This window comes from Sorlinia euscelidii (assembly GCF_036452135.1).
In the GTDB taxonomy this organism is placed as follows: domain Bacteria; phylum Pseudomonadota; class Alphaproteobacteria; order Acetobacterales; family Acetobacteraceae; genus Sorlinia; species Sorlinia euscelidii.
In genome coordinates, this window is record NZ_JAWJZZ010000005.1 from 169,505 (window position 1) to 190,004 (window position 20,500).

General features: G+C 55.6%; 23 protein-coding genes and 3 tRNA genes. 19 read left to right on the forward strand and 7 right to left on the reverse strand.

The annotated features are described in order from the left end of the window. Positions 1 to 186: 186 nt before the first annotated feature. The 3 genes from CGLAMM_RS10615 to CGLAMM_RS10625 all read left to right on the forward strand — a co-directional run bounded on the left by CGLAMM_RS10615 (position 187) and on the right by CGLAMM_RS10625 (position 1,707). On the forward strand, positions 187 to 936 hold the full coding sequence (locus CGLAMM_RS10615; protein WP_394819252.1) for a hypothetical protein: 750 nt from the start codon (positions 187 to 189) through the stop codon (positions 934 to 936). Between the two features lie 136 nt (positions 937 to 1,072). Beyond that, positions 1,073 to 1,498: a hypothetical protein gene (locus tag CGLAMM_RS10620; protein WP_394819253.1), complete on the forward strand. Its 426-nt coding sequence runs from the start codon at positions 1,073 to 1,075 to the stop codon at positions 1,496 to 1,498. A gap of 5 nt (positions 1,499 to 1,503) precedes the next feature. After that, positions 1,504 to 1,707 carry a hypothetical protein gene (locus CGLAMM_RS10625; RefSeq protein ID WP_418115673.1) on the forward strand — a complete coding sequence of 68 codons (204 nt, stop codon included), beginning with the start codon at positions 1,504 to 1,506 and terminating at the stop codon, positions 1,705 to 1,707. Positions 1,708 to 1,799: 92 nt separating this feature from the next. On the opposite strand, the gene CGLAMM_RS10630 is transcribed toward CGLAMM_RS10625, so the two are convergent. Beyond that, positions 1,800 to 1,874: transfer RNA gene (locus CGLAMM_RS10630), tRNA-Thr, on the reverse strand. Positions 1,875 to 1,965: 91 nt separating this feature from the next. Between CGLAMM_RS10630 and CGLAMM_RS10635 the strand changes: the two genes are divergently transcribed. From CGLAMM_RS10635 to CGLAMM_RS10645, 3 genes are read left to right on the forward strand one after another with little or no spacing between them, the layout of a single operon-like run. Further along, on the forward strand, positions 1,966 to 3,636 hold the full coding sequence (locus CGLAMM_RS10635; RefSeq protein ID WP_394819716.1) for a paraquat-inducible protein A: 1,671 nt from the start codon (positions 1,966 to 1,968) through the stop codon (positions 3,634 to 3,636). 53 nt (positions 3,637 to 3,689) lie between these two features. Continuing rightward, positions 3,690 to 5,396 carry a PqiB family protein gene (locus CGLAMM_RS10640; protein ID WP_394819717.1) on the forward strand — a complete coding sequence of 569 codons (1,707 nt, stop codon included), beginning with the start codon at positions 3,690 to 3,692 and terminating at the stop codon, positions 5,394 to 5,396. 3 nt (positions 5,397 to 5,399) lie between these two features. Then, positions 5,400 to 6,065, forward strand: a complete 666-nt coding sequence (locus CGLAMM_RS10645; protein WP_394819255.1) for a PqiC family protein — start codon at positions 5,400 to 5,402, stop codon at positions 6,063 to 6,065. Positions 6,066 to 6,143: 78 nt separating this feature from the next. Here CGLAMM_RS10645 and nusG read toward each other — a convergent pair whose 3' ends face one another. The 3 genes from nusG to CGLAMM_RS10660 form a co-directional block, all read right to left on the reverse strand. After that, complete coding sequence (nusG, locus tag CGLAMM_RS10650; RefSeq protein WP_319806383.1) at positions 6,144 to 6,674, reverse strand: transcription termination/antitermination protein NusG; 531 nt, start codon at positions 6,672 to 6,674, stop codon at positions 6,144 to 6,146. 9 nt (positions 6,675 to 6,683) lie between these two features. After that, entirely contained in the window at positions 6,684 to 6,992 is a 309-nt protein-coding gene (gene secE, locus CGLAMM_RS10655; protein WP_418115674.1) for a preprotein translocase subunit SecE, read from the reverse strand. 72 nt (positions 6,993 to 7,064) lie between these two features. After that, positions 7,065 to 7,141 (reverse strand) — tRNA-Trp (locus CGLAMM_RS10660). Between the two features lie 184 nt (positions 7,142 to 7,325). Here CGLAMM_RS10660 and CGLAMM_RS10665 point away from each other — a divergent pair. Continuing rightward, positions 7,326 to 7,399 (forward strand) — tRNA-Gly (locus CGLAMM_RS10665). Between the two features lie 160 nt (positions 7,400 to 7,559). After that, complete coding sequence (locus CGLAMM_RS10670) at positions 7,560 to 7,907, forward strand: helix-turn-helix domain-containing protein (protein WP_394819257.1); 348 nt, start codon at positions 7,560 to 7,562, stop codon at positions 7,905 to 7,907. Here CGLAMM_RS10670 and CGLAMM_RS10675 read toward each other — a convergent pair. From CGLAMM_RS10675 to CGLAMM_RS10685, 3 genes are all read right to left on the reverse strand, one after another. Further along, entirely contained in the window at positions 7,893 to 8,288 is a 396-nt protein-coding gene (locus tag CGLAMM_RS10675; protein WP_394819258.1) for a type II toxin-antitoxin system death-on-curing family toxin, read from the reverse strand. The two genes, CGLAMM_RS10670 and CGLAMM_RS10675, sit on opposite strands and share 15 nt — an antisense overlap. Beyond that, positions 8,285 to 8,509 carry an AbrB/MazE/SpoVT family DNA-binding domain-containing protein gene (locus tag CGLAMM_RS10680; RefSeq protein ID WP_394819259.1) on the reverse strand — a complete coding sequence of 75 codons (225 nt, stop codon included), beginning with the start codon at positions 8,507 to 8,509 and terminating at the stop codon, positions 8,285 to 8,287. The genes CGLAMM_RS10675 and CGLAMM_RS10680 overlap by 4 nt, the downstream gene beginning before the upstream one ends. A 319-nt stretch (positions 8,510 to 8,828) precedes the next feature. Then, positions 8,829 to 9,098, reverse strand: a complete 270-nt coding sequence (locus tag CGLAMM_RS10685) for a hypothetical protein (RefSeq protein ID WP_394819260.1) — start codon at positions 9,096 to 9,098, stop codon at positions 8,829 to 8,831. Positions 9,099 to 9,635: 537 nt separating this feature from the next. Here CGLAMM_RS10685 and CGLAMM_RS10690 point away from each other — a divergent pair. The 11 genes from CGLAMM_RS10690 (at position 9,636) to atpD (ending at position 20,498) form a co-directional block, all read left to right on the forward strand. Further along, on the forward strand, positions 9,636 to 10,142 hold the full coding sequence (locus CGLAMM_RS10690) for a Panacea domain-containing protein (RefSeq protein WP_394819261.1): 507 nt from the start codon (positions 9,636 to 9,638) through the stop codon (positions 10,140 to 10,142). Further along, positions 10,132 to 10,557 carry a hypothetical protein gene (locus tag CGLAMM_RS10695; RefSeq protein WP_394819262.1) on the forward strand — a complete coding sequence of 142 codons (426 nt, stop codon included), beginning with the start codon at positions 10,132 to 10,134 and terminating at the stop codon, positions 10,555 to 10,557. Before CGLAMM_RS10690 ends, CGLAMM_RS10695 begins: the two co-directional genes overlap by 11 nt. Positions 10,558 to 11,695: 1,138 nt before the next feature. Beyond that, a complete protein-coding gene (locus CGLAMM_RS10700) occupies positions 11,696 to 12,835 on the forward strand; it encodes a glycosyltransferase family 2 protein (protein WP_394819263.1) in 1,140 nt (379 codons plus the stop codon). Next, entirely contained in the window at positions 12,835 to 13,365 is a 531-nt protein-coding gene (locus CGLAMM_RS10705; RefSeq protein WP_418115675.1) for an acyl-CoA dehydrogenase family protein, read from the forward strand. Before CGLAMM_RS10700 ends, CGLAMM_RS10705 begins: the two co-directional genes overlap by 1 nt. Continuing rightward, on the forward strand, positions 13,320 to 13,967 hold the full coding sequence (locus CGLAMM_RS10710; protein WP_418115676.1) for an acyl-CoA dehydrogenase family protein: 648 nt from the start codon (positions 13,320 to 13,322) through the stop codon (positions 13,965 to 13,967). Before CGLAMM_RS10705 ends, CGLAMM_RS10710 begins: the two co-directional genes overlap by 46 nt. After that, positions 13,961 to 14,728, forward strand: a complete 768-nt coding sequence (locus tag CGLAMM_RS10715) for a PIG-L deacetylase family protein (RefSeq protein WP_394819266.1) — start codon at positions 13,961 to 13,963, stop codon at positions 14,726 to 14,728. The genes CGLAMM_RS10710 and CGLAMM_RS10715 overlap by 7 nt, the downstream gene beginning before the upstream one ends. Then, positions 14,703 to 15,269 carry an SAM-dependent methyltransferase gene (locus CGLAMM_RS10720; RefSeq protein WP_394819267.1) on the forward strand — a complete coding sequence of 189 codons (567 nt, stop codon included), beginning with the start codon at positions 14,703 to 14,705 and terminating at the stop codon, positions 15,267 to 15,269. Before CGLAMM_RS10715 ends, CGLAMM_RS10720 begins: the two co-directional genes overlap by 26 nt. Positions 15,270 to 15,979: 710 nt before the next feature. Further along, positions 15,980 to 16,567: an ATP synthase F1 subunit delta gene (gene atpH / locus CGLAMM_RS10725; protein ID WP_394819268.1), complete on the forward strand. Its 588-nt coding sequence runs from the start codon at positions 15,980 to 15,982 to the stop codon at positions 16,565 to 16,567. After that, entirely contained in the window at positions 16,567 to 18,102 is a 1,536-nt protein-coding gene (gene atpA, locus CGLAMM_RS10730) for a F0F1 ATP synthase subunit alpha (protein WP_394819269.1), read from the forward strand. The genes atpH and atpA overlap by 1 nt, the downstream gene beginning before the upstream one ends. Positions 18,103 to 18,111: 9 nt before the next feature. Continuing rightward, entirely contained in the window at positions 18,112 to 19,008 is an 897-nt protein-coding gene (locus CGLAMM_RS10735; protein WP_418115677.1) for a F0F1 ATP synthase subunit gamma, read from the forward strand. 26 nt (positions 19,009 to 19,034) lie between these two features. Continuing rightward, positions 19,035 to 20,498 (forward strand): F0F1 ATP synthase subunit beta, encoded by a 1,464-nt coding sequence (atpD, locus tag CGLAMM_RS10740; protein ID WP_394819270.1) that lies wholly within the window; start codon positions 19,035 to 19,037, stop codon positions 20,496 to 20,498. Positions 20,499 to 20,500 lie beyond the last annotated feature (2 nt).

Here is a 20,500-nt window from a genome sequence, read left to right on the forward strand (position 1 = left end):
GCAGGGATAAAAGCGACGTCGCGACATTGAGTTCGCAGCAGGCAACTTAAGACGGGATGGAGCGCAATAACGCGATCCCGGATGATGTGGCGACAGGCTCGGACAAGGCGCTTACCCGGCCTGCGACCGCATCGCGCATCGTCGCGACATTTTCAAACAAATAATAAGATCTCAAGGAGACATTACATGGCCTATAAACTCGGCAAGCGCCCCGCAAAGCGTGACCCGCGAACATACCGCCTCACACCGGCCCTCGCCGCCCACTGGCCCGCCGTGCCGGAGGAACAGGATTGGTCCGACAAGGTCGATTATCAGATGTGGGGCAATGACACATGCGGCTGTTGCGGCCTGGCGTCGCAGGCGGGGTTTGTTGCGACCTGGACGAAAAACGCGCAGTCTCAAGTCCTGCTTTCCACCGATCAGGTGGTTGCCAACTATTCTGATGTGTCTGGCTACGACCCTAGGACGGGGCTTAACGATGACGGCGTCATTCTTCTGGATGTGCTGAAAATCTGGCGTAAAAACGGCTTTCGCCGCCCTGGCCCGGACAAGGATATTCTGACCGCTTTCGGCTATGTTGAGCGCAAGGATATCATGTCCGTCAAACGTTGCATCGCCTTCCTCGGCGGGATTATCGGCGGTGTGCAGGTGGTGCAGGGCTTTATGGAGCTTGAGCCAGGGGACACATGGGATCTCAACAAGGTCTCGGACCTCACGCCGGTGGGCGGCCATGCCATTGCGATTACGGGATATAATAAGGACGGGCTTTTCTTTGCGTCCTGGGGCGCGCGAAGCTTCATGCCCTGGGCGACGTGGGCCTGTATTTCCGACGAGAGTTACGGCCTGCTCAGCCGTCAGAACTGGCTGGGCGATGATGGCAAATCGCCGAAAGACCAGACATTCGATGCCCTGCTGAGTGAGATCCGCTCACTTTAACCGCAACCCCTGATCGGAAGCTGGCAGTTTCCAGCTTCCGGTCGGGACAGGATACCTCTGAAAACTGAGTCATGCGCTGCACGGTCCGCCCTTACTCTGCCATTGTGACGCGCGATAAATCGCTGGAAGAATAATCATGGCCAAAAATCATGTCACAAAAACGATACAGCCCGCACCCGCTCTGCGTCAGACGCGTCGAAATCCCGCCCGGCATCGTGCTACGCGCATGTCCGACCAGAGCGACGGATTATCCGTCGATAAGCTGGCCACCGTGCTGGGCTTGCCCGGCCGTATTGCGGCGCATGAAAGATTGACGGAATGTGGGTTTCAGATCCGGCTATATGATCGCGACGGAAATACGCAATATTGTCCGACGGAGGCGGCCGAAAAACACCTTGCCGTACGCGCGGGGAAAGAAGCGTTCGGTGCTGACGGCATGAGATGCAGCGGCGGTCCGGAGCCGGAAACATCATGGCGTGCATCGATCGTGCCATTGCTTGAAGCGACCCATGCCGATGGACATGCGCACTCTTTTCCACCTCATCGGGAGAGGATCTTGTAAACGCGGTGCGGGCAGGGTGTGAGTCGCCGCCCGACCCGGCGGCGATGGCCAGGTCGCTTTTGAAAGTCCTGCATGCGATCGACTATCTGCAAGACCCGCACGCCATGACCCTCGCTGATGTTCAGCAACATCTTCTGAACGCCGCGAAGACACTCGGCTCACTTTGGGCTGAGACGGAGCGGACGCGCAAAACCAGCCCGTCGGACTGAAAAAAGTCAATTCAGGTGAGGGGGTCGGCACATGGTGACGCGAAATGACGGGGAAGGGGATGAAATCAGCTCTTCACACGTTCGTGAAAAACTGGTGCCGACACTCGGAATTGAACCGAGGACCTACTGATTACGAATCAGTTGCTCTACCCCTGAGCTATGTCGGCCTGTTGGCGGAGCTATAGCGAAGCTTTGCAGAAATCGCAACAGCCTATAGGGTGGGTGCGTTAGCGCTGGTGTGCCTGAAAAGACTTGGTGATGCGATCTTCCTCCCTGAAACGACTTCATAAAAAGATGATGATCCGCGTCAAACGTTTTGACGACCGGATTTACAGCCTCTTATGGCGTTTCGGGCGGGGGCGGCATGGTCAGGCGATGTTGCGGGCGGCGCAGCATCATTTTGGCGCTGAGCGCGTCAACCGATTTGGGCGGTTTCTCCATGCATGTCTGACGCCGGCCCATTTGCGGCACGACCCTGCGGGCGCGCTGAGGGCGATGTCCGTCGTGCATGGATTGCATGAATGCCCGACTTGCGGTTTGTTCCAGACCCTGCCGGAGGTGGCGCTCGGCCAGGTCGCTTATTGCCGGCGTTGTGATGAAGCCCTGGTGCGACGGCGCAGAACATCGCCCCTCGCGACGCCCATTGCTTTTTGCATGACGTCCTTCGCGCTTTATATCGCACTTCTCTGCTCAAATCTGATGACGCTTGATGCAAAAGGGCGCGTCAACACGATTTCCATTCTGACAGGCGTCTATCAGCTTGCCAAACAGGGCTATGGTGAGATCGGCGCCATCGTCGCCGTGACGACTTTCATCATGCCTGGCATTGTGATCGTCCTGATGGGCATTGTACTTTACGGGGCCAGCCGCGTGGCGGGCACGGATTGGACGGCCCATATCCTCAAATGGTATCGCCGCCTGCGGGAATGGGCGATGATCGAAGTCTATATTCTCGGCGTGTTTGTGGCCTATACCAAACTTGTCGACCTGGCTCTGGTTGATCTTCAACCCGGCGTTTTTCTTGTGGCGGCCATTATGATCACCATGGCCACCACAGATTCGACGCTGGATACAGAGCGCGTCTGGGACGCCCAGAAAATGGGGATGAATGACCGGGCATTCCGCACGGAATCGGGCCGTTTACGATGCATTGATGTCACGACTGACCTCACCCCGCCGCATGATCAAATGGCATCATGCCTCACATGTGGCCTCGTAATTGCGTCGTCCGAGCCGGTTGCGCCAACGCACGCATTCGGGCGGTGCCCCCGATGCGCGGCATCCATATCTCGACGCAAGGCCAATGCGCTAAGCAATGCCACTTCACTCCTCATTGCGGGCGTTCTCGCTTACATCCCGGCAAATCTCTTCCCCGTCATGACATTCATGAAGGTGGGGCAACGTGATACGAGCACCATCATTCACGGTGCGATCGAGCTTTGGCAATCAAATCTCGTTCCACTTTCACTCCTCGTTATTTTCGCGAGTATCTGCGTGCCGGTACTCAAAATCGTCGGGCTCGGCGCAATGGTGTTCAGCGCGGCGACGGGTCGACGAAAGCATCTGAAAGGGTTGACGAAACTTTACCGGGTGATTGACTTCATCGGCAGATGGTCCATGATTGACGTGTTTATGATCTCGATCCTTGTCGCTGTCGTGCGCTTCGGTTTTCTGGCCAATGTCCGTGCTGAGCCGGGCGTTGTCTTCTTCACCTTCGTCGTGATTGCGACAATCTTCGCCGTGCACAGCTTTGATATTCGCTGTCTCTGGGATGGTGCGGGCAGGAATGGCGCTGAACTTGCCAGGAACGTACGCGTCAGGCGGGCGTATCTTTCTTTCAGCTATTGGCGCAATCGCGCACATATGAAGGGAGCCCGGCGCATCAAGGCGGAGGCACAGGCCGGAGATCTGGAGTCGGAGAAAGCGTGAGCGATCGAAATGTACCCGCCCATCATCAGGCGAATCACTCTAAAGGTCATGACGTGCATCATGATGAGGATGACGGCCATCACGATGACCATTCGAAGCGCCAGGGCGGTGAGCATCATGGTCAGGCTGGGGTCAGGCCGACACGCTTTTCGATCATCTGGCTTCTCCCGATTCTTGCTGTTCTTATTGCCGGTTACCTTATTTTCCGCAGTCTGTCGGATCGGGGACCGGATATCACCCTGACATTTGACACGGCCGAGGGGCTGACGGCGGGACAAACGCAGGTCAAGAACAAAGCTGTTTCTCTCGGCACCGTGCAGAAAATCGAGCTTTCGGAGGATATGCATCGTGTCGTTGTGCATATTCGCATGAAGTCGAGCACCGAACATATCCTGACGGAAAAGACGCGATTCTGGGTTGTGCGGCCGCGCATTAACGGGGCAAGTGTGACTGGGCTTGAGACGCTGCTTTCGGGTGCTTACATCGCGATTGACCCTGGGCCACCCGGGGGTCATCCGCAGAAGAATTTCGTTGGGCTGGAAAGCGCGCCTGGCGTGCGTTCCGACCAGCCCGGATCGACCTTCGTACTCTTCACCCCGACATTAGGCTCCATTGGTGAAGGGGCGCCAGTGTTTTTCCGGGATAAAGTGGTGGGGGAAATTCTCGGCTATACGATGCCACCGGGTGGAGAGGGGCCGATCCTGCTTCAGGCTTTCATCCGATCCCCTTATGACCATTACCTGCATCGTGATTCCCGCTTCTGGAATGTTTCAGGCGTGCAGGTTGGTTTAGGCGCGGGCGGCCTGAAAGTGCAGTTGACCTCATTCCAGGCGCTGCTTTCCGGCGGTGTCGCGTTCGGGCTGCCACCCGGCGCGCACGATGCGAAAGGCGATTTTGCGCCCCCGAATTCCGTCTTTAAACTCTACCGCAGTGAGCAGGACGCGAAAAACGCCAATAGTTACCACAAGCTGAAAGTCATCACTTATCTCGATAACTCCGTCAAAGGTCTCTCCAAGGGCGCCGATGTGACGATGTTCGGGATCAATGTCGGGACGGTCCTTGATGTGGCTCTGAAGGTCGACCCGGAGACGGCCAAAGCGCAAGTGCGCGTGACATTGCAATTGGAGCTGGAGAGGCTCCTGCCCGGTGACCGACATGCGGAGACGAACAAAAATGAAGTTCTTTCCGCCTTGATCGCGCATGGGATGCGCGCCTCCATGACGACAGTCAGTTTCCTGACGGGCGAGTCGGCGATTGCGTTGACCTTCGTGAAGAAAGGCCAACCCGAAACCATTGATTACGAGGATGATCTGCCCATCGTGCCGAGCATCTCGGGCGGGTTTGACGGTATCATGGCGTCCGCCTCGACGATTATGGACAAAATTGCCGCCATGCCGTTAACGCAATTGGGTGACCATGCAAATGACCTCGTCACCCATGCGGATCAACGCATCAATAGTGCAGAAGTCAAGCAATCTCTCGTCTCGCTGCGCGACTCGCTGCAACACCTGTCCAGCCTGAGTCGTCAGATGGACCGTGGTGTCAAACCGCTGATGAAGCGATTGCCGGAGATGAGCCGCCAGCTTGACCTGACCCTTAAAAATGCCCGTCAACTCATGGCGACTTACGGTGGCGACGCTGATTTCAAGCGGGATCTCCAAAGCATGATCATTCAATTGACGCAATCAGCGCGTTCCATCCGATTCCTGACGACTTATCTCAATAACCATCCTTCAGCCCTGATTACGGGGAGGCACTGAACCATGTCGCGACCCAATTCCTCCCTTGAGAGACGGCGTCATGCCCCTTTATCGCTGCGTCATCTCATGAGGGTCGCGGGGGTGACGGCGTTACTTGCCGCCAGTGGCTGTGGGCGGGACCCGACTCTATACACCATCGTTGCCGTGCCGGGGCCGGTCACGCCTGAAACCTCCTCGCACTTAGCGGGTATCGGGCCAAAAGTCGTTGAGGTGCGCACGCCGGTCGTCTCGACCATGCTGGATCGCGACGAAATTGTGCGGCAAAGCCGGGACTATAAGCTGAATCTGGCCAAGGGGGATAGCTGGGCGCAGCCCTTGGGCGAGACAATCGGTCAGGCCCTGACGCTGGATATTGCGCAGCGTCTGCCCGGGATCACTGTTTTCGCACAGAACGACGCTGTTGACACGCACCCACAAGCCTATGTCGAATTAACCGTGACGGCGTTCAACCAGAATCAGCAGGGTGACGCGGTCATCCAAGGGAGTTTGGCTGTTCATCCAGCGGAGGAGGGGCTTGGCCCCGTCCAGACAACGCCATTTTATGAGACGATGAAGCTGCCTTCAAACGGGTCGGCGCACCTCGTTTACGCGTTGAGCCAGCTTTTATCCCATGTCGCTGATAAGGCGGTCGCGCAGATACGCGCCTGTCCCGTTCCGCAAATGGAGTGATGGGTGAGCGCGCGACGAGACACGTGAGCCGCGCAGGATGACCCCTGCCGGATAGAAAGGGTCACCCGTCACGTTGGCTTAAAGCTTCTCGACCTGATTATATTCGAGATCAACCGGTGTGGAACGTCCAAAAATGAGGACGCTGACTTTGAGACGCGCACGCTCCTCATCCACTTCCTCAATGACACCATTGAAGGACGTGAAGGGGCCGTCAGCGACGCGGATCTGCTCACCCACTTCAAAGCGCATGGCGGAGCGGGGACGCTCCAGCCCTTCCTGCGCCTGTTTGATGATGCGCTCGGCCTCAGCATCCGTCATGGGTGACGGTTTGGTGCGTGACCCCAGAAAGCCCGTGACTTTTGGCGTGTCTTTAACAAGGTGCCATGCATCGTCGGAAAGCTCCATTTTGACGAGCACGTAACCGGGGAAAAATTTCCGCTCCGCATTAACCTTACGGCCGCGACGCACTTCCGTCACGTCTTCCGAGGGGACGAGCACTTCCTCAAACTGGTCAGCAAGCCCCTTCTGGACGGCTTGTTCCTTGATGTGGGACGCGACTTTTTTCTCAAAGCCGGAATAAACGTGCACAACATACCAGCGCTTAGCCATGGCCCTAACTTAGCCTCCAAAGCCCAAAATTTCGCGCACGCCCAAACCAATCAGCTGGTCGACAACGAAAAAGAATATAGACGTCAACGCGGCCATCGCCAGAACAGCGATTGAAGTGATGACCGTGACGCGGCGCGTGGGCCAGGTGATCTTGCCCCCTTCCGCACGGACGTCCTTAAGAAATTGCATCAGCTTGAAGCGCGCAGCCGGTTTGGCCGCCGACTTTCCCCCCTCGCGGCCGGATGCGGCAGCAGGCTTGCTTTTATTTTGCTGCGACGTCTTCGCGCCGCGTTGGGGAGTTGAGACCGACACCGTCATCCTCTGCTGCGAAACTTTTGATTATGGCTGTATGGCAGATCGCGCCACAAACGCCAAGCATGAAACTGTGCCTGGCAGGGGCGGAGGGTCTCGAACCCGCAACCTCCGGTTTTGGAGACCGGCGCTCTAGCCAATTGAGCTACACCCCTGAAGGATAACATTCCACCCTCAAAGCCGCACCGTAAAATGCAGCCTGATGACAGGAAGTCCTCGGAGCGGTAATGCGTTTACGGGCGAGATAAGTCAAGAGGGTTTTATCGCGATGATACCTTCTTAAACCCTTGCATCAATCAGGTGGGAGCGGTATGGGAGGCTTAAGAAGCGACTTTCGGCGCGGGCGTAGCATAGTGGTAATGCAGTAGCCTTCCAAGCTTCTGAGGAGGGTTCGATTCCCTTCGCCCGCTCCATGTTTTCCGGGGAAAGTCGGACGCCGCGCGGGTATGGGCGTGGGGTGTAAACTTGTTATGTTACAAACATAAGGTAGCGTGGGATTCGCGCTTCACGATGTTGCTGCCCACACTCCTGAAATTTACGCGAAAACGCGGTGAAGTCCGGGAGGCTGACGAGATGCCCATCTACAAGATGTATGTTGAGAAAGAAGATCGTCAGAATGGTGGTGCTTACCTAAAGAGCCTGCGTGAGACGGCTGGCATTGCCATTCGGGATGTTGCGGATGCATTGAGGCTTAACCGAGTCTATCTTTACTCGATTGAGAGGGGAGATGCGCCGTTACGCCCTGAATATCTGCCCAAAGTGGCATCGCTTTACGGGGTGGATTTGGCGGAGATGTCGAAGCGCTATCTCCGCTATCGTGACCCTTTGATCTACGCGTTCATTTTTGGCGATGAGGGTGATCCGGGGTTGAGAGAGATGCGTCAGGAGTTTGTAGAGGGGGAGAAGTCAAACAGACTTTGAGCGCGTATTTTCACTCAGGAAAGCCGCGTAGCCCTTGTCTGACATTTTGCCCTCTGCAAGTGCCATCACGGCGTGGACGACTTCCTCCTGCTTTGCCGAAAAAGCAAGGCCGTTGATCTCGAGAAACAGGATTCCGAGGACAAATCCAGTCCGCTTATTGCCGTCGATGAAGGGGTGATTTTGCACGATGCCGCTCGTGTAGATGGCCGCGAGAGCAGGAAGCTCCGTCTCCGGTTTGTAAGTCGCATGATGTTTAGGGCGGGCCAATGCGGACTCTAGAAGGGCGTTGTCGCGGAGGCCGGAGGAGCCTCCATGCAACACAATCAATCGGTCATGGATGACGAGGGCTTCTTTCGCTTTAATCCACTGCACATTTTTCATTTTGCGAGAACGTGCAGTGCATCGCTAAAGCGCGCCATGATGTCCTCAGCGGCCGCGACCTTCTTCTGAAACTCCTCGTCATAAGGTGAAATGCGATAGCCTTCCCCAGCCACTTCAGAGAGGTGAAGTATCTTTCCATCTCCGGTGTTTAGACGTGACACCACCTCTTTAGGCAGGACGACGCCCAATGAATTTCCGAATTTTCGAACCTTAAGTTCCATGTCGTTGACCCCCCTGATGTTATTACACATGTAATAACTTTGGATGTCAAGATAATGTGTCTCGGTCGGGAAAGCTGGTTTGCATGGTCTGAGACTTTTTCAAATGACGAAACATGTTTGATAAAGCTGATAGAATTAGATCGGCTACTCTCCAGGCCCCGGCCGGATCAGCACTCAAGACCTCGCGCGGCGAGGCTGCTGCACCTGCATGCTGGGCCACGTGCCCGCGGTGCAGCGCAACGAAAATAGGCGGGGCCATAAGAAGCTCCGCCCATCTCCATGAAGCAGCCGTGTTGATCGTCTCCTGGTCAGACCTGGTTCAATCCTTCCATTGACATCGTCGCAAAATCTCATCGACCTCCTTTGAGAGGCGCTTTGTGTAGCGCCGAAGCTCGTCAAAGGACGCGTTCGGGTCAATATCATCGAATTCGATCGGCATGCGGAGTTTCTCGCTGTCTGCACGCGCTATCGCGAGGTGGTGGATGATCTCGTCTTCAAACGTTCGGCAGTTTTTCTCGGCGGATTTACTGATCCATTTCTTGAGATTTAAGGGAATGAACAATTGAATTGTGGGATGTTTATGCGTCATGGGGAAATTTTATGGCTGATTTTGGGATTGTTCAACGGTAATTTGGCGAGTCAGATAAATTTTTATGAACGATTACAGTTCAATCCGTAGGTGGGTACTAAAAGTTCATCAGGAAATCACGTTCATATGACTATAGAATTGCGAAATACCACAACCCTAAGCAGTAATCCTGACGCAAGACCGACATCTTACACATTTCGGTTGTATCCTCCGTCGAGACATTGACGCGAGGTGGTCCCGCCCCCTTAGACTGTTTCCACTCTCACATTCTTAACGCGGAATGAATTCGGGCAAGCCTGATCACTAAAATCGATTGGCCTCAGTTGGAGGTAATTTACCGTATCAGAACCATGACGGCAGGACATTTGTCATCGCCGCTGACGAAAGGATATTTCATGCGTTCTCAGAAAGATGGATCTGGAAATCTGAGGCTTTCCAGCAATTTAGTCGAAATCGTTGGTTAAATCTTTTACGTCGCACATGGTAAAATAGTCTGTTAGAAATGACAGGTGCATACTTTGAGCTTAGGAGGGGTTGATGTTTAAGCCAGCAGCGATCGCGAATAAGTTTCTCGAATTTGCGCGAGATGAGGGGCGCTTGCTGACAAACATGCATCTTCAAAAGCTCGCCTTTATAGCGCACGGCTGGAATTTAGCGCTATTTAAAAAACCGCTAATCGGTGGAGAAGCAAAAGTTTGGAAGTTCGGTCCAGTCTATCCAGAGTTGTATAACGCTTTGAGTAAGTATGGCTCAGGATCCGTAACTGATCTCGTCCGTCAAAACGACGACAATGTTGATTATGATGTTCCTCGCGGTCCTGTTGTGCGTGCTCAATTTAGTCAGCAACAGGAAAAATTGCTCAAAGCTGTTTGGGACTCATTTAAAACATTTTCAGGTCTCGAGCTTTCAGCTATGACACATATGGACAATTCCCCTTGGTCTATAGCAAAGAAGCAATATGGTCTTAACAGCTCTATACCCGATGATTTGTCTCGCTCTTACTATGAAGACCTGTTGAAGGCTGAGTCGGCGGGTGAAAAGTAATGAAGACCGTCTAGAACTTCTCAAGCGGGTTTCGGAGCGCTTACAAGAAGACCTGAGAGAAAAAGTCAGGCACAATCCTGATGCCGCCTCTCAATTTTCTCAAGACATTGATAGTGACAAGCAACTCAGCAGAGAGCTTCAGCACCGCAAAAGTAAATTGGAGCTTCAGCACCTCAAATTGTTCGGAAAAATGCGCGGTAAAGGCGCAAAATTTGTTTACGTCTATCTTATCGTTTATTCGGCTTTCAGCGCTTTAGTAATTGGACTTCAAGGGTTCCGCATTGGACAGTTCCTCCTGCCTGAAACTGCTTTAGACATCTTAATCGGCAGCACGGCAGTAAGCGCCATCAGCTTGGTGGCTACCGTCCTGAAGGGCCTATTCCCGACTCACACGAAGAAATCACTAAAGCGCTAAGGCGAACCGCTCTCCCGACCTCGGCCGGATCAGCATTTAAGATCTCGCGCGGCGAGGTCGCTGCTTCTCCAAGCTGGGCCACGTGCCCACTGTGCAGTGCAACGCAAATAGGCGGGGCCATAAGCGCTGCCCATCTCTGTCAAGCTGTCGTCTCCTTGATAAGCTCGGGCTTAATCCTTCCACTCGCACCGTCGCAAAATCTCATCGACCTCTTTTGAGAGGCGCTGCGTATAGCGTTTCAGTTCGTCAAAGGACGCGTTGGGGTCGATGTCATTAAATTCGGTCGGTATGCGGACCTTCTAGCTGTCCGCGCGCGCGATGGCGAGGTGGTGGATGATCTCGTCTTCAAACGTTCGGCGATTTTTTTCAGCGGATTTACTAATCCATCTCCTGAGATTTAAGGGAATGGACAATTGAACGGTGGAATGTTTGTGCGTCATGGGAGATTTTTACGCCGGTTTTCGAGATTGCTCAACAGTAAATTAGCGATTCGGATGGGTATTAATGAACGATCAGATTTGGATTCACAAGGAATGCCGCAAAGTGTAGCAGGAAATCACATTTAAATGACTATAGATTTACGAAATACCACAACTATAAGCAGTAATACTGTCGGAAAACGGACGTCTTACACACTATGGTTGTAACCGCGGTCGAGACAGCGACGCGAGGTAGTCCCGCTCTGCGAGACTATTTCCTCTCTGACATTCATCATGAAGGAGAACACCGCGTGAGCCCGACGACCCGTTAAAGTTTGATGGGAAAAATGAGTTACATCTCAGGGTCAACGCAATCTGTTAAATGCGAAACGGCGTCAAACCCCCGGAAAGAGTCGCGCCTGAACCGTTTCAAACATGTGGAAGGCCAATTCGATTATCACCGTCGATATTCACCGGTTTCCCTCCGAAATTGCGCCTGTGCGCGATACAATGATCGCGCCAATCCTATGCTTTGGCGTAATTACCCCTTAACGAATGATTTGAGTCGGATAAACTGTATCGACAGTCGTCTCGCATCATTTACTTCGCGACGCGAACTTAATGAATTCTGAAGCGTAAGGGTCCTCGGCGCGTGCAACGAGATTGCACGCTCTTTTGTCTGGAGCGACGACGTCGCCAGGCACGTTGGGAAGAGGCCGATGGAATTTTCAGTATTTAAAAACGACTTTTTTAAAAAGTCTGGCAAACCATTTAATTATGCAATCGCCATCCCCGCATGTAACGAGGAAACTTACATTGAACGATGTTTAAAAGCCTGCTCATTTTCCATGAATTCCTTCAACATGCAAGGGGCGATTACAGTCCTCATCAATAATTCTCACGACAATACATTGAATCTTGCCAGGGATTGGGCAAATTCCTGCGAGATCCCGGTCCTTATAGTTGATGTCAAATTTCCTCCGGCGCTCTCCCATGCGGGTAAGGCGCGGCAGACGGCTCTTGGCATCGCAAGCAAATGTGTTTCCAGGCAGGGATATCTGCTCACGACGGACGCTGACTCTCACCCTTATCCCGATTGGGTTGAAAATTCCATCAGTCCGATGGAAGCGGGGAAAGCGGATATGGTGTGTGGCCAGATCTTTCTCGACCCGGAAGCGGCGGACCGCCTCCCGGACCTTATTTTGAAGCGTGGTGATATTGAGGAAGAATATCGCACCATCTCCAGAGAGATCAATCATCTGATCAACCCGGATCCTATCAATTCCTGGCCTTTCCATGGCCAGACCAGTGGCGCGTCCATCGCCGTGACGGTGCGGGCCTATCGCGAGGTCGGCGGACTTCCCGCCGTGCCTGTTGGTGAGGACAGGGCGCTCGCCAAAGCCTTTGAAACAAATGATCTGGCTATTTTATACGCTGACGATGTCAAAGTCTGGACGTCGTCTCGGTTGGGCGGGCGCGCAAAAGGCGGGATGGCGGACACGATCGCCGCACGTGTGGCCGGGCGCAAGCATATATGTGATGAGTCGGTGGAATTGGCGGAAGCCGTTTTATCTCGCGCGTTGTGGCGGGCGAAATTTCGCCTTGCATACGCTACCTCCCAAAATCTCACGACATTATATGCTGAGGCCGGGATCAACGCTCCGGCTGACTTCCCGGATTTTAAGACGTTTGGTGCGTTGTGGTCGTATGTGGAGAAGAGCAGTCCTCTCCTTGCCAGAAGGCGATTATCCTGGGAGGAGATGTACCTCGAACTCCCCAAATTGAAGCAAGTCCGGGAGGATGTCAGGGCCATGGTTCGGCCGCGTCTCAAACGGATGCAGATGAGTCGGGCGCAATAATGAAAAAGCCACAACTGCAATCCGGCATGGATGACCGATTCAAAGCGGCGCTTCATGAGATCGCCGCCCGGGCCGACGCAGCGGAAAAGGATCCGCGAGGTCTGGCTCCTGAAGTCGCGATGCTGGCGAAAGCCGGTATCCTGACCGCTTGTTTGCCCGTGCATGATGGCGGCCAGGGCCTTGCCACGTCACCCGAAGCTTCTTCAACGTTATTCGATGTGCTGAGGCGGATTGGCCGCGCCAACCTTTCTCTCGGTCGACTCTTTGAAGGCCATGTCAATGCGGTCAAACTTGTTTCGCTCTATGGCGGGGCGATGGCTGTCGCGGAGATGGCCCGTAATGTATCCGAAGGGGGCTTCTTGGCGTCTGGGGCGCGAATGGTCGAAAACCTCTCCGCTATGTGGCGGCGCGTGGGTCGTACCATCTTTCCGGTGAAAAAATCTTTGCTTCCGGCCTGGGCGTGGTGCGACTGGCGGTTGTCACGATGCACGCTTCTGAAACGCCCGATACGCCACCTCAGCTCGCTTTGATCGAGGTGACGGAGAAACAAAGGCAGGATGCCACACATTGGGACGTAACCGGCATGAGGGCCACCATGTCGGGGCGGTTTGACTTTACGGATCTGCGCATCAGCGACGCGCAATGCCTCGGTGAACCCGGAATTTATGAACGTGAGCCGCATTTTGAGGGGGGCATCTGGCGCTATTGCGCGGTGCATCTTGGCGGGGTTGAAGCATTGCTGCTTCATTGGCGGGAAACACTTCTGTCCCGCGGGCGCTTCGATGATTCTTTTCAACTGAGCCGGTACGCACGTGCGGTGAGCCTGACCCGCGCCATGGCGAGCCTCTTGAGAGAGACAGCAGCGAAACTTCCCTCTGACTCCGTGACAGATACCTCTCTCATCGAAAAATTTGTGACGTCTGCGCTTCTTGCACGCCAGTTTTCCGAGGAAGTCTGCCTGGAGGTTCTCGCTCTGGCGGAGAAGTCACTCGGCACGTCAGCCTTCAGGCCCGGCCCTCTGGAACGCATCCGGCGGGATCTCTCACTTTATGTCCGCCAGGCCGTCCCGGATGAGAAGTTGGAGCGGGCAGGGCGCGTCCTGGCGAAAATGGAAGGTGCACCATCATGGTGACGCCCTTTGCGCAAGGCACGTTACTGAAGGCCGCTGCTCAGGCTCCGTGGGCCAGGATTGAAGAACTGACCTTGGGCAAAGCGGTGATGGTCCTGGCCCCGCACCCGGATGATGAGAGTTTAGGGTGCGGCGCCGCCCTGGCAGCGGCGGTTGATTACGGGCAGGATGTTACCGTCGTCGCGCTAACGGATGGCAGCGGCTCCCACCCCGGATCGCGAGAATATCCCGCCGGAAAATTAGCGGCCCTGCGTGAAAAGGAACTAGAGGCGGCGGTCACATGCCTGACGTCGGGCAAAGCCCGCGTGGTCTTCTTCCGTTACCCGGATCAGGGCGTGCCGGAGACGGTGCAAGGTCGTCAGGAGATTGTCACACGCCTCATGCAGATTATTGAGTCCGAACATATCGGCACGATCTGGACGACCTGGAAGGGGGATCCGCACCCGGACCACAAAGCGGCAAGCGATATTGCCCGGATGCTGGTCACGCAATGTCCGGACCTTTATCTATGGTCCTTTCCGGTCTGGGGGCGCTTCATCACGCGCGTGCCCAACTCATGGCAGGGGATGGTTCGATTTGACACAACGACATATCGTCCGAGGAAAGCGGCCGCCATCGCGGCGCATAAATCTCAGATGACGCACCTTATCACGGATGATCCTGATGGATTTGTCATGGACCGGGAGATGCAATTGCATTTTCTGGAAAGTCCGGAATATTTTTTGCGAGAAACCGGGGATGAGCCGACGAGCAGAGCAATTTGACGAAATCTACGCGGCGAATATTGATCCCTGGGGCTTTCGCACGACGGCTTATGAGAGAGACAAATATGAGGCGACGCTGGCTGTCCTCCCGAGGCCGGTTTATCAACTCGGCATTGAGGCCGGATGCTCCATCGGGGAATTAACCCGCTTATTGGCGCCGCGCTGCCGGGAGTTGATCGGGATTGACGTCTCGGACGTCGCTTTACGGGAGGCGTCCCGGCGGAATGCCGAATTCAGCCATGTCCATTTTATCAAAGGTGAACTTCCCGCCGAATGGCCGGATGTCGGGCCGGACCTGATCATATTATCGGAAGTATTATATTTTCTGAGCGAGAGCGAAATCAGAATGCTCGCCCGCCGCATTGCCCTGAGATGGCAGAGAAAATCCCATTGTGTGCTCGTGAACTATCTCGGGGACACGCGCCAGCCCCTCCAGGGCCCTGAGGCGGCCGATATTTTCAGGCACGCGCTGAGTGATGCGGATCACATTCTACGATCCGTGCTTGACGGATTTCAGATTGACCTGATCGAGGCGCATTAGACGCTGTTTCTGCGCGCTTGTTGAAGTGGCAAACTCCCACACATCTCCGACCGATCGTCCGGCCTCGATTTCACCCGGCTGAATCGAAAGATGCCAGTTGTCGCGTTGAAGATTCGCGCATGATCAGCCAGACCATGAGCGATTACACCATGCTACGAGTCAACCTGTCACATGCCGGGATGAAAATCGGAGGGTCGGCTCGCCGGGCCTTAGATCGCCGCGTCCGCCCGTCCCGTTTTGCATCGAGATAGGCGCTGCGATAGGCGTTGAGCGCGGCCCGACACCGATTTTGCGCCGTGTCATCTTCCGCTGAAAGCGCGCCGGCACCTTCACGCAGCTTCCCTCCTTTGCTCTCCAGAAATTCAACGCGTCCCTTCCCGTAATCCGGTGATGTCAGCCTTCATGGGAAAAAACGACTCCGCCGCACGCCCGGGCGCGACAGTGGGGTCGACCGCGCCGCATCGCTGGCGCGTCAATATGTGAAGTGTGGTTTTGAAACATTTAATATCAAACATCGCATCGGGCGTGCGCTCTGTCGGTTGCGTTCCTCTGATACCCTATGCTAGACGCCCCGTGACGGCGGACGATCTGACGTCGCGATGCGTTGATTTTTTGGTTTCACGGGACGCGTCAGGCGGGCCTTTTACCGAGGCGAGCGTTATGGCGTGTCGGGTGTGCCTGTTACATGCTTGTTATTGGGACTGTCGAACGTGGCAAAACTCGAAACATCTTCTGAAATGCCTTCTGAGGCCGGTGTATCGAGCTCTCTTGCGCGCCGTTATGCGCGCGGTTTCTGCAAATATGTTGAAGATCACGCTGAAGCGTCAGACGCCTATGCACAGGTCACGCGCCTGGCCCAGGCCATACGCCAGAGCGCCGCGTTGCAGCAATTTCTTCACGACAAAAGAATCCGTATGACGGATTCGGTTAAAGCGGTCGAGGCACTCGCACGGTCGCTTGAACTTGGCGACGCCGTCCGCCGGCTTGTCGGCGTCGTCGCACAGAACCGTCGTCTATCCGCCCTCGCTGATATTCTCTCCGCGATTAAGGCGCTTGATCGCGCACGCCGTGGCGAAGTGACGGTGGAGGTGCGGACGGCCTCAAAACTGACCGACGCACAGCGCGACGCCTTGAGCGCGCGCCTGGCTGAAGCGGGGTACGGACGCCTCGCGATGGTCGAACATGTTGACCCCGCCCTTATTGGCGGCCTGGTCATCAAAATCGGTCCTAAACTTTTTGACTCATCCATAAGCGGGCGTCTCACCCGCCTCCAGTTTGCCATGAAGGGAGCCGCGTGATGGATATCCGTCCCGCAGAGATTTCGGACATCCTCAAGCAGCAGATCGCCGCATTTGATGACGGTGCCAAAATATCCGAGACGGGCACTGTCCTCTCGATCGGTGACGGGATTGCCCGCGTCTTCGGGCTGGATAATGTCATGGCCGGGGAGATGGTGCATTTTCCGTCAACCGGTGATACGGGCATGGCGCTCAATCTCGAGCAGGATAATGTCGGTGTCGTTGTTTTCGGCGATGGTGATGGTATCCGGGAAGGCGACACCGTTACACGCGGAAATGCCGTTGTGGAAGTGCCGGTGGGGAAGGGCCTTCTGGGCCGCGTCGTGGATGCGCTGGGCAACCCGATTGACGGCAAGGGGCCGATTAAAGACGTTGAAATGCGCCGTGCGGAAGTCAAGGCGCCCGGCATTATGCCGCGTCAATCCGTCTGTGAGCCTGTGCAGACCGGGATCAAGGCCATTGATGCGCTGGTGCCGATCGGGCGTGGCCAGCGTGAGTTGGTGATTGGTGACCGCCAGACCGGCAAAACCGCCATCCTTGTCGATACAATCGTCGCGCAAAAGCCGGTCAATGCTTCCGGTGACGAAAAAGAGAAACTTTACTGCATCTATGTGGCGATCGGTCAGAAACGCTCAACCGTGGCCAATCTCGTCCGCACTCTGACGGAAGAAGGCGCGATGGAATATTCCATCGTTGTGGCCGCGACCGCGTCCGACCCGGCGCCGATGCAATATCTCGCCCCTTACGCGGCCTGCGCCATGGGTGAATATTTCCGTGATAACGGCATGCATGCGCTGATCTGCTATGATGATCTGTCCAAACAGGCTGTGGCTTATCGCCAGATGTCGCTTCTTCTGCGCCGTCCGCCGGGGCGTGAGGCTTTCCCCGGTGACGTGTTCTATCTGCATTCCCGCCTGCTGGAGCGTGCGGCGAAAATGTCAGGTGCGAGCGGTGGTGGCTCCCTGACTGCCCTGCCCGTGATTGAAACCCAGGCGGGTGACGTTGCGGCTTACATCCCGACGAACGTGATTTCCATCACGGATGGGCAGATCTTTCTGGAGACAGACCTTTTTTACAAAGGCATCCGCCCGGCGGTGAATGTGGGTGGTTCCGTCTCCCGCGTCGGGTCCGCGGCTCAGATCAAGGCGATGAAGCAGGTTGCGGGCAAAATCAAACTCGACCTGGCGCAATATCGCGAGATGGCGGCGTTCTCGCAGTTCGCCTCGGATCTTGACCCCGCGACACGCAAACAGCTTGAGCGCGGCGCACGCCTGACCGAGCTGCTGAAACAGCCGCAAATCTCGCCTTTGCCGGTCGAGGATCAGGTTGTCGTGCTTTATGCCGGGACGCGTGGCTATGTGGATGTCGTCCCCGTCGATAAAGTGGTCGATTATGAAAAAGCCCTTTTGGCAGAAGTGCGCGGCCCAGGACGCGCCATTCTGGATGCGATCCGCGCCGATAAGCAGCTGAAGCCGGAAGTGGAGGAGAAGCTCAAGGCCTTGCTGGAAACTTTCAATAAGCGCTTTGCTGCGTAAGGACGGGTCATGGCCTCGCTGAAGGAACTGCGCGCCCGCATCACGGGCGTTAAATCACAGCGCAAAATTACGAGCGCCATGAAAATGGTCGCTGCCTCCAAGCTGCGCCGCTTTCAGACGCGTGCTGAGGCGTCGCGTCCCTATGCGGAAGCCATGCGTCATATGATGGCTGAGCTGGTCGCCGCGTCGCCCGCCAGTGAAACAGCCCCCATCCTGATGCGAGGGGGGCAGGGTAAAAAGCATCTTGTCATTATGCTGACGAGTGACCTTGGCCTTGCCGGGGGTTTCAATGCGCAGATCGGTCGCGCTGTTCGCAGCCTGGCGGGGCAGATTTCCCAGAATGGCGAAAAACTGATGTTGCTGCCTTTGGGACGCAAGGGCGGCGATATTGCGCAACGCGCTTTTCCGTCAGAAATCGTGGAGAAGCTGCCCGGCACAGGCGGGAAGGAAGTGCCGTTTAATGTCGCATCCCAATTGGGTGACCGCGTTATTTCGATGTTGGAGAAGGGTGAAATCGATAAGGTTTCGCTGGTCTATAACCGCTTCGTCAATGCCATGACGCAAACGCCGGTGACGCTTCCCCTGGTGCCGCTTGCTGTCGATGAGGAAGCGCCCGCAGAAAAAAAGGACGCGCCTTCCGCGGCGGATCAGCCCCTTTACAGTTTTGAACCGGATGAGGAAAGCCTGCTTGAGCAGATCCTGCCGAGAAACCTCAAAGTGCAGCTCTACGCCGCCCTGCTTGAGAGTGCGGCGGGTGAGCAAGGGGCCCGCATGGCGGCGATGGATAATGCGACCCGCAATGCGGGCAAGGCGATTGACCGGCTTTCCCAACATTACAACCGCACCCGCCAAGCCAATATCACCCGTGAACTTATCGAGATTATCTCCGGCGCTGAAGCCGTCTGAGACTTTTACGCAGGAGCCTGTAAGCGATGTCAGATAACACCTCCACCGCCCCCGCATCGAACAGCAATGTCGTTGGCCGTGTGACGCAGATCCGTGGACCGGTTGTTGACGTGCAGTTTGACGGCCCCCTTCCGACCATTCTGAATGCGCTGCATATTGAGTTGGAAGGCCACCGTCTCGTCCTGGAAGTCGCGCAGGAAATCGGTGAGCGTGAAGTGCGTTGCATCGCGATGGATACGACGGATGGGCTTGTGCGCGGCACAGAAGTCAAAGATACGGGTGAGCAGATCAAAGTCCCGGTTGGCCCGGCGACGCTCGGACGCATCATGAATGTCGTCGGGGAGCCGATTGATGAGCGTGGTCCCATCAACTCCGACAAGCAATATACGATTCACCGCAAAGCCCCAACTTTTGAGGAGCAGGCCGCAGCCTCCGAAATTCTCGTGACCGGCATTAAAGTGGTCGATCTTCTCTGCCCTTACCTCAAAGGCGGTAAAATCGGCCTGTTTGGCGGCGCGGGCGTCGGTAAGACGGTTATCATCCAGGAGTTGATTAATAACATCGCCAAGGCCCATGGCGGCGTTTCTGTCTTTGCCGGGGTAGGTGAGCGCACGCGTGAAGGCAATGATCTGTATTTTGAAATGCAGGATGCCGGCGTCATTAAACTCGGGGAAAATGGCAGCACTGAGGGCTCAAAAGTGGCGCTCGTCTATGGCCAGATGAACGAGCCGCCCGGCGCCCGCGCGCGCGTCGCCCTGTCCGGCCTGACGCAGGCGGAGTATTTCCGCGATGAGGAGGGGCAGGATGTGCTTTTCTTCGTCGATAATATCTTCCGCTTCACCCAGGCAGGTTCAGAAGTCTCAGCTTTGTTGGGGCGTATTCCCTCGGCCGTGGGTTATCAGCCGACCCTCGCAACAGAAATGGGTGCGTTGCAGGAGCGGATTACATCCACCAAAAAAGGCTCCATCACCTCCGTGCAGGCTGTCTACGTCCCGGCTGATGACCTGACCGATCCGGCCCCTGCCGCGACCTTCGCCCATCTGGATGCAACGACGGTGCTTAATCGCGCGATTGCGGAAATGGGTATCTACCCCGCCGTGGATCCGCTCGATTCAACCTCCCGCTCGCTTGACCCGAAAATTGTCGGTGAGGAGCATTATCAGGTTGCGCGCGATGTGCAGCGTATTCTCCAGACCTATAAGGGCTTGCAGGATATTATTGCCATCCTTGGCATGGATGAGCTTTCAGAGGAAGATAAGCAGACTGTCGCGCGCGCACGCCGCATTCAGCGTTTCCTTTCCCAGCCTTTCCATGTGGCCGAAGTCTTTACCGGCGCGCCGGGCAAGCTCGTTTCTCTCGAAGACACGGTGCGCAGCTTCAAAGCCATCGTGGCTGGCGAGCATGATCACCTGCCGGAAGGCGCCTTCTATATGGTCGGTTCGATTGATGAAGCGGTTGCGAAGGCTGAGAAAATGAAAGAATCCGCCTGATC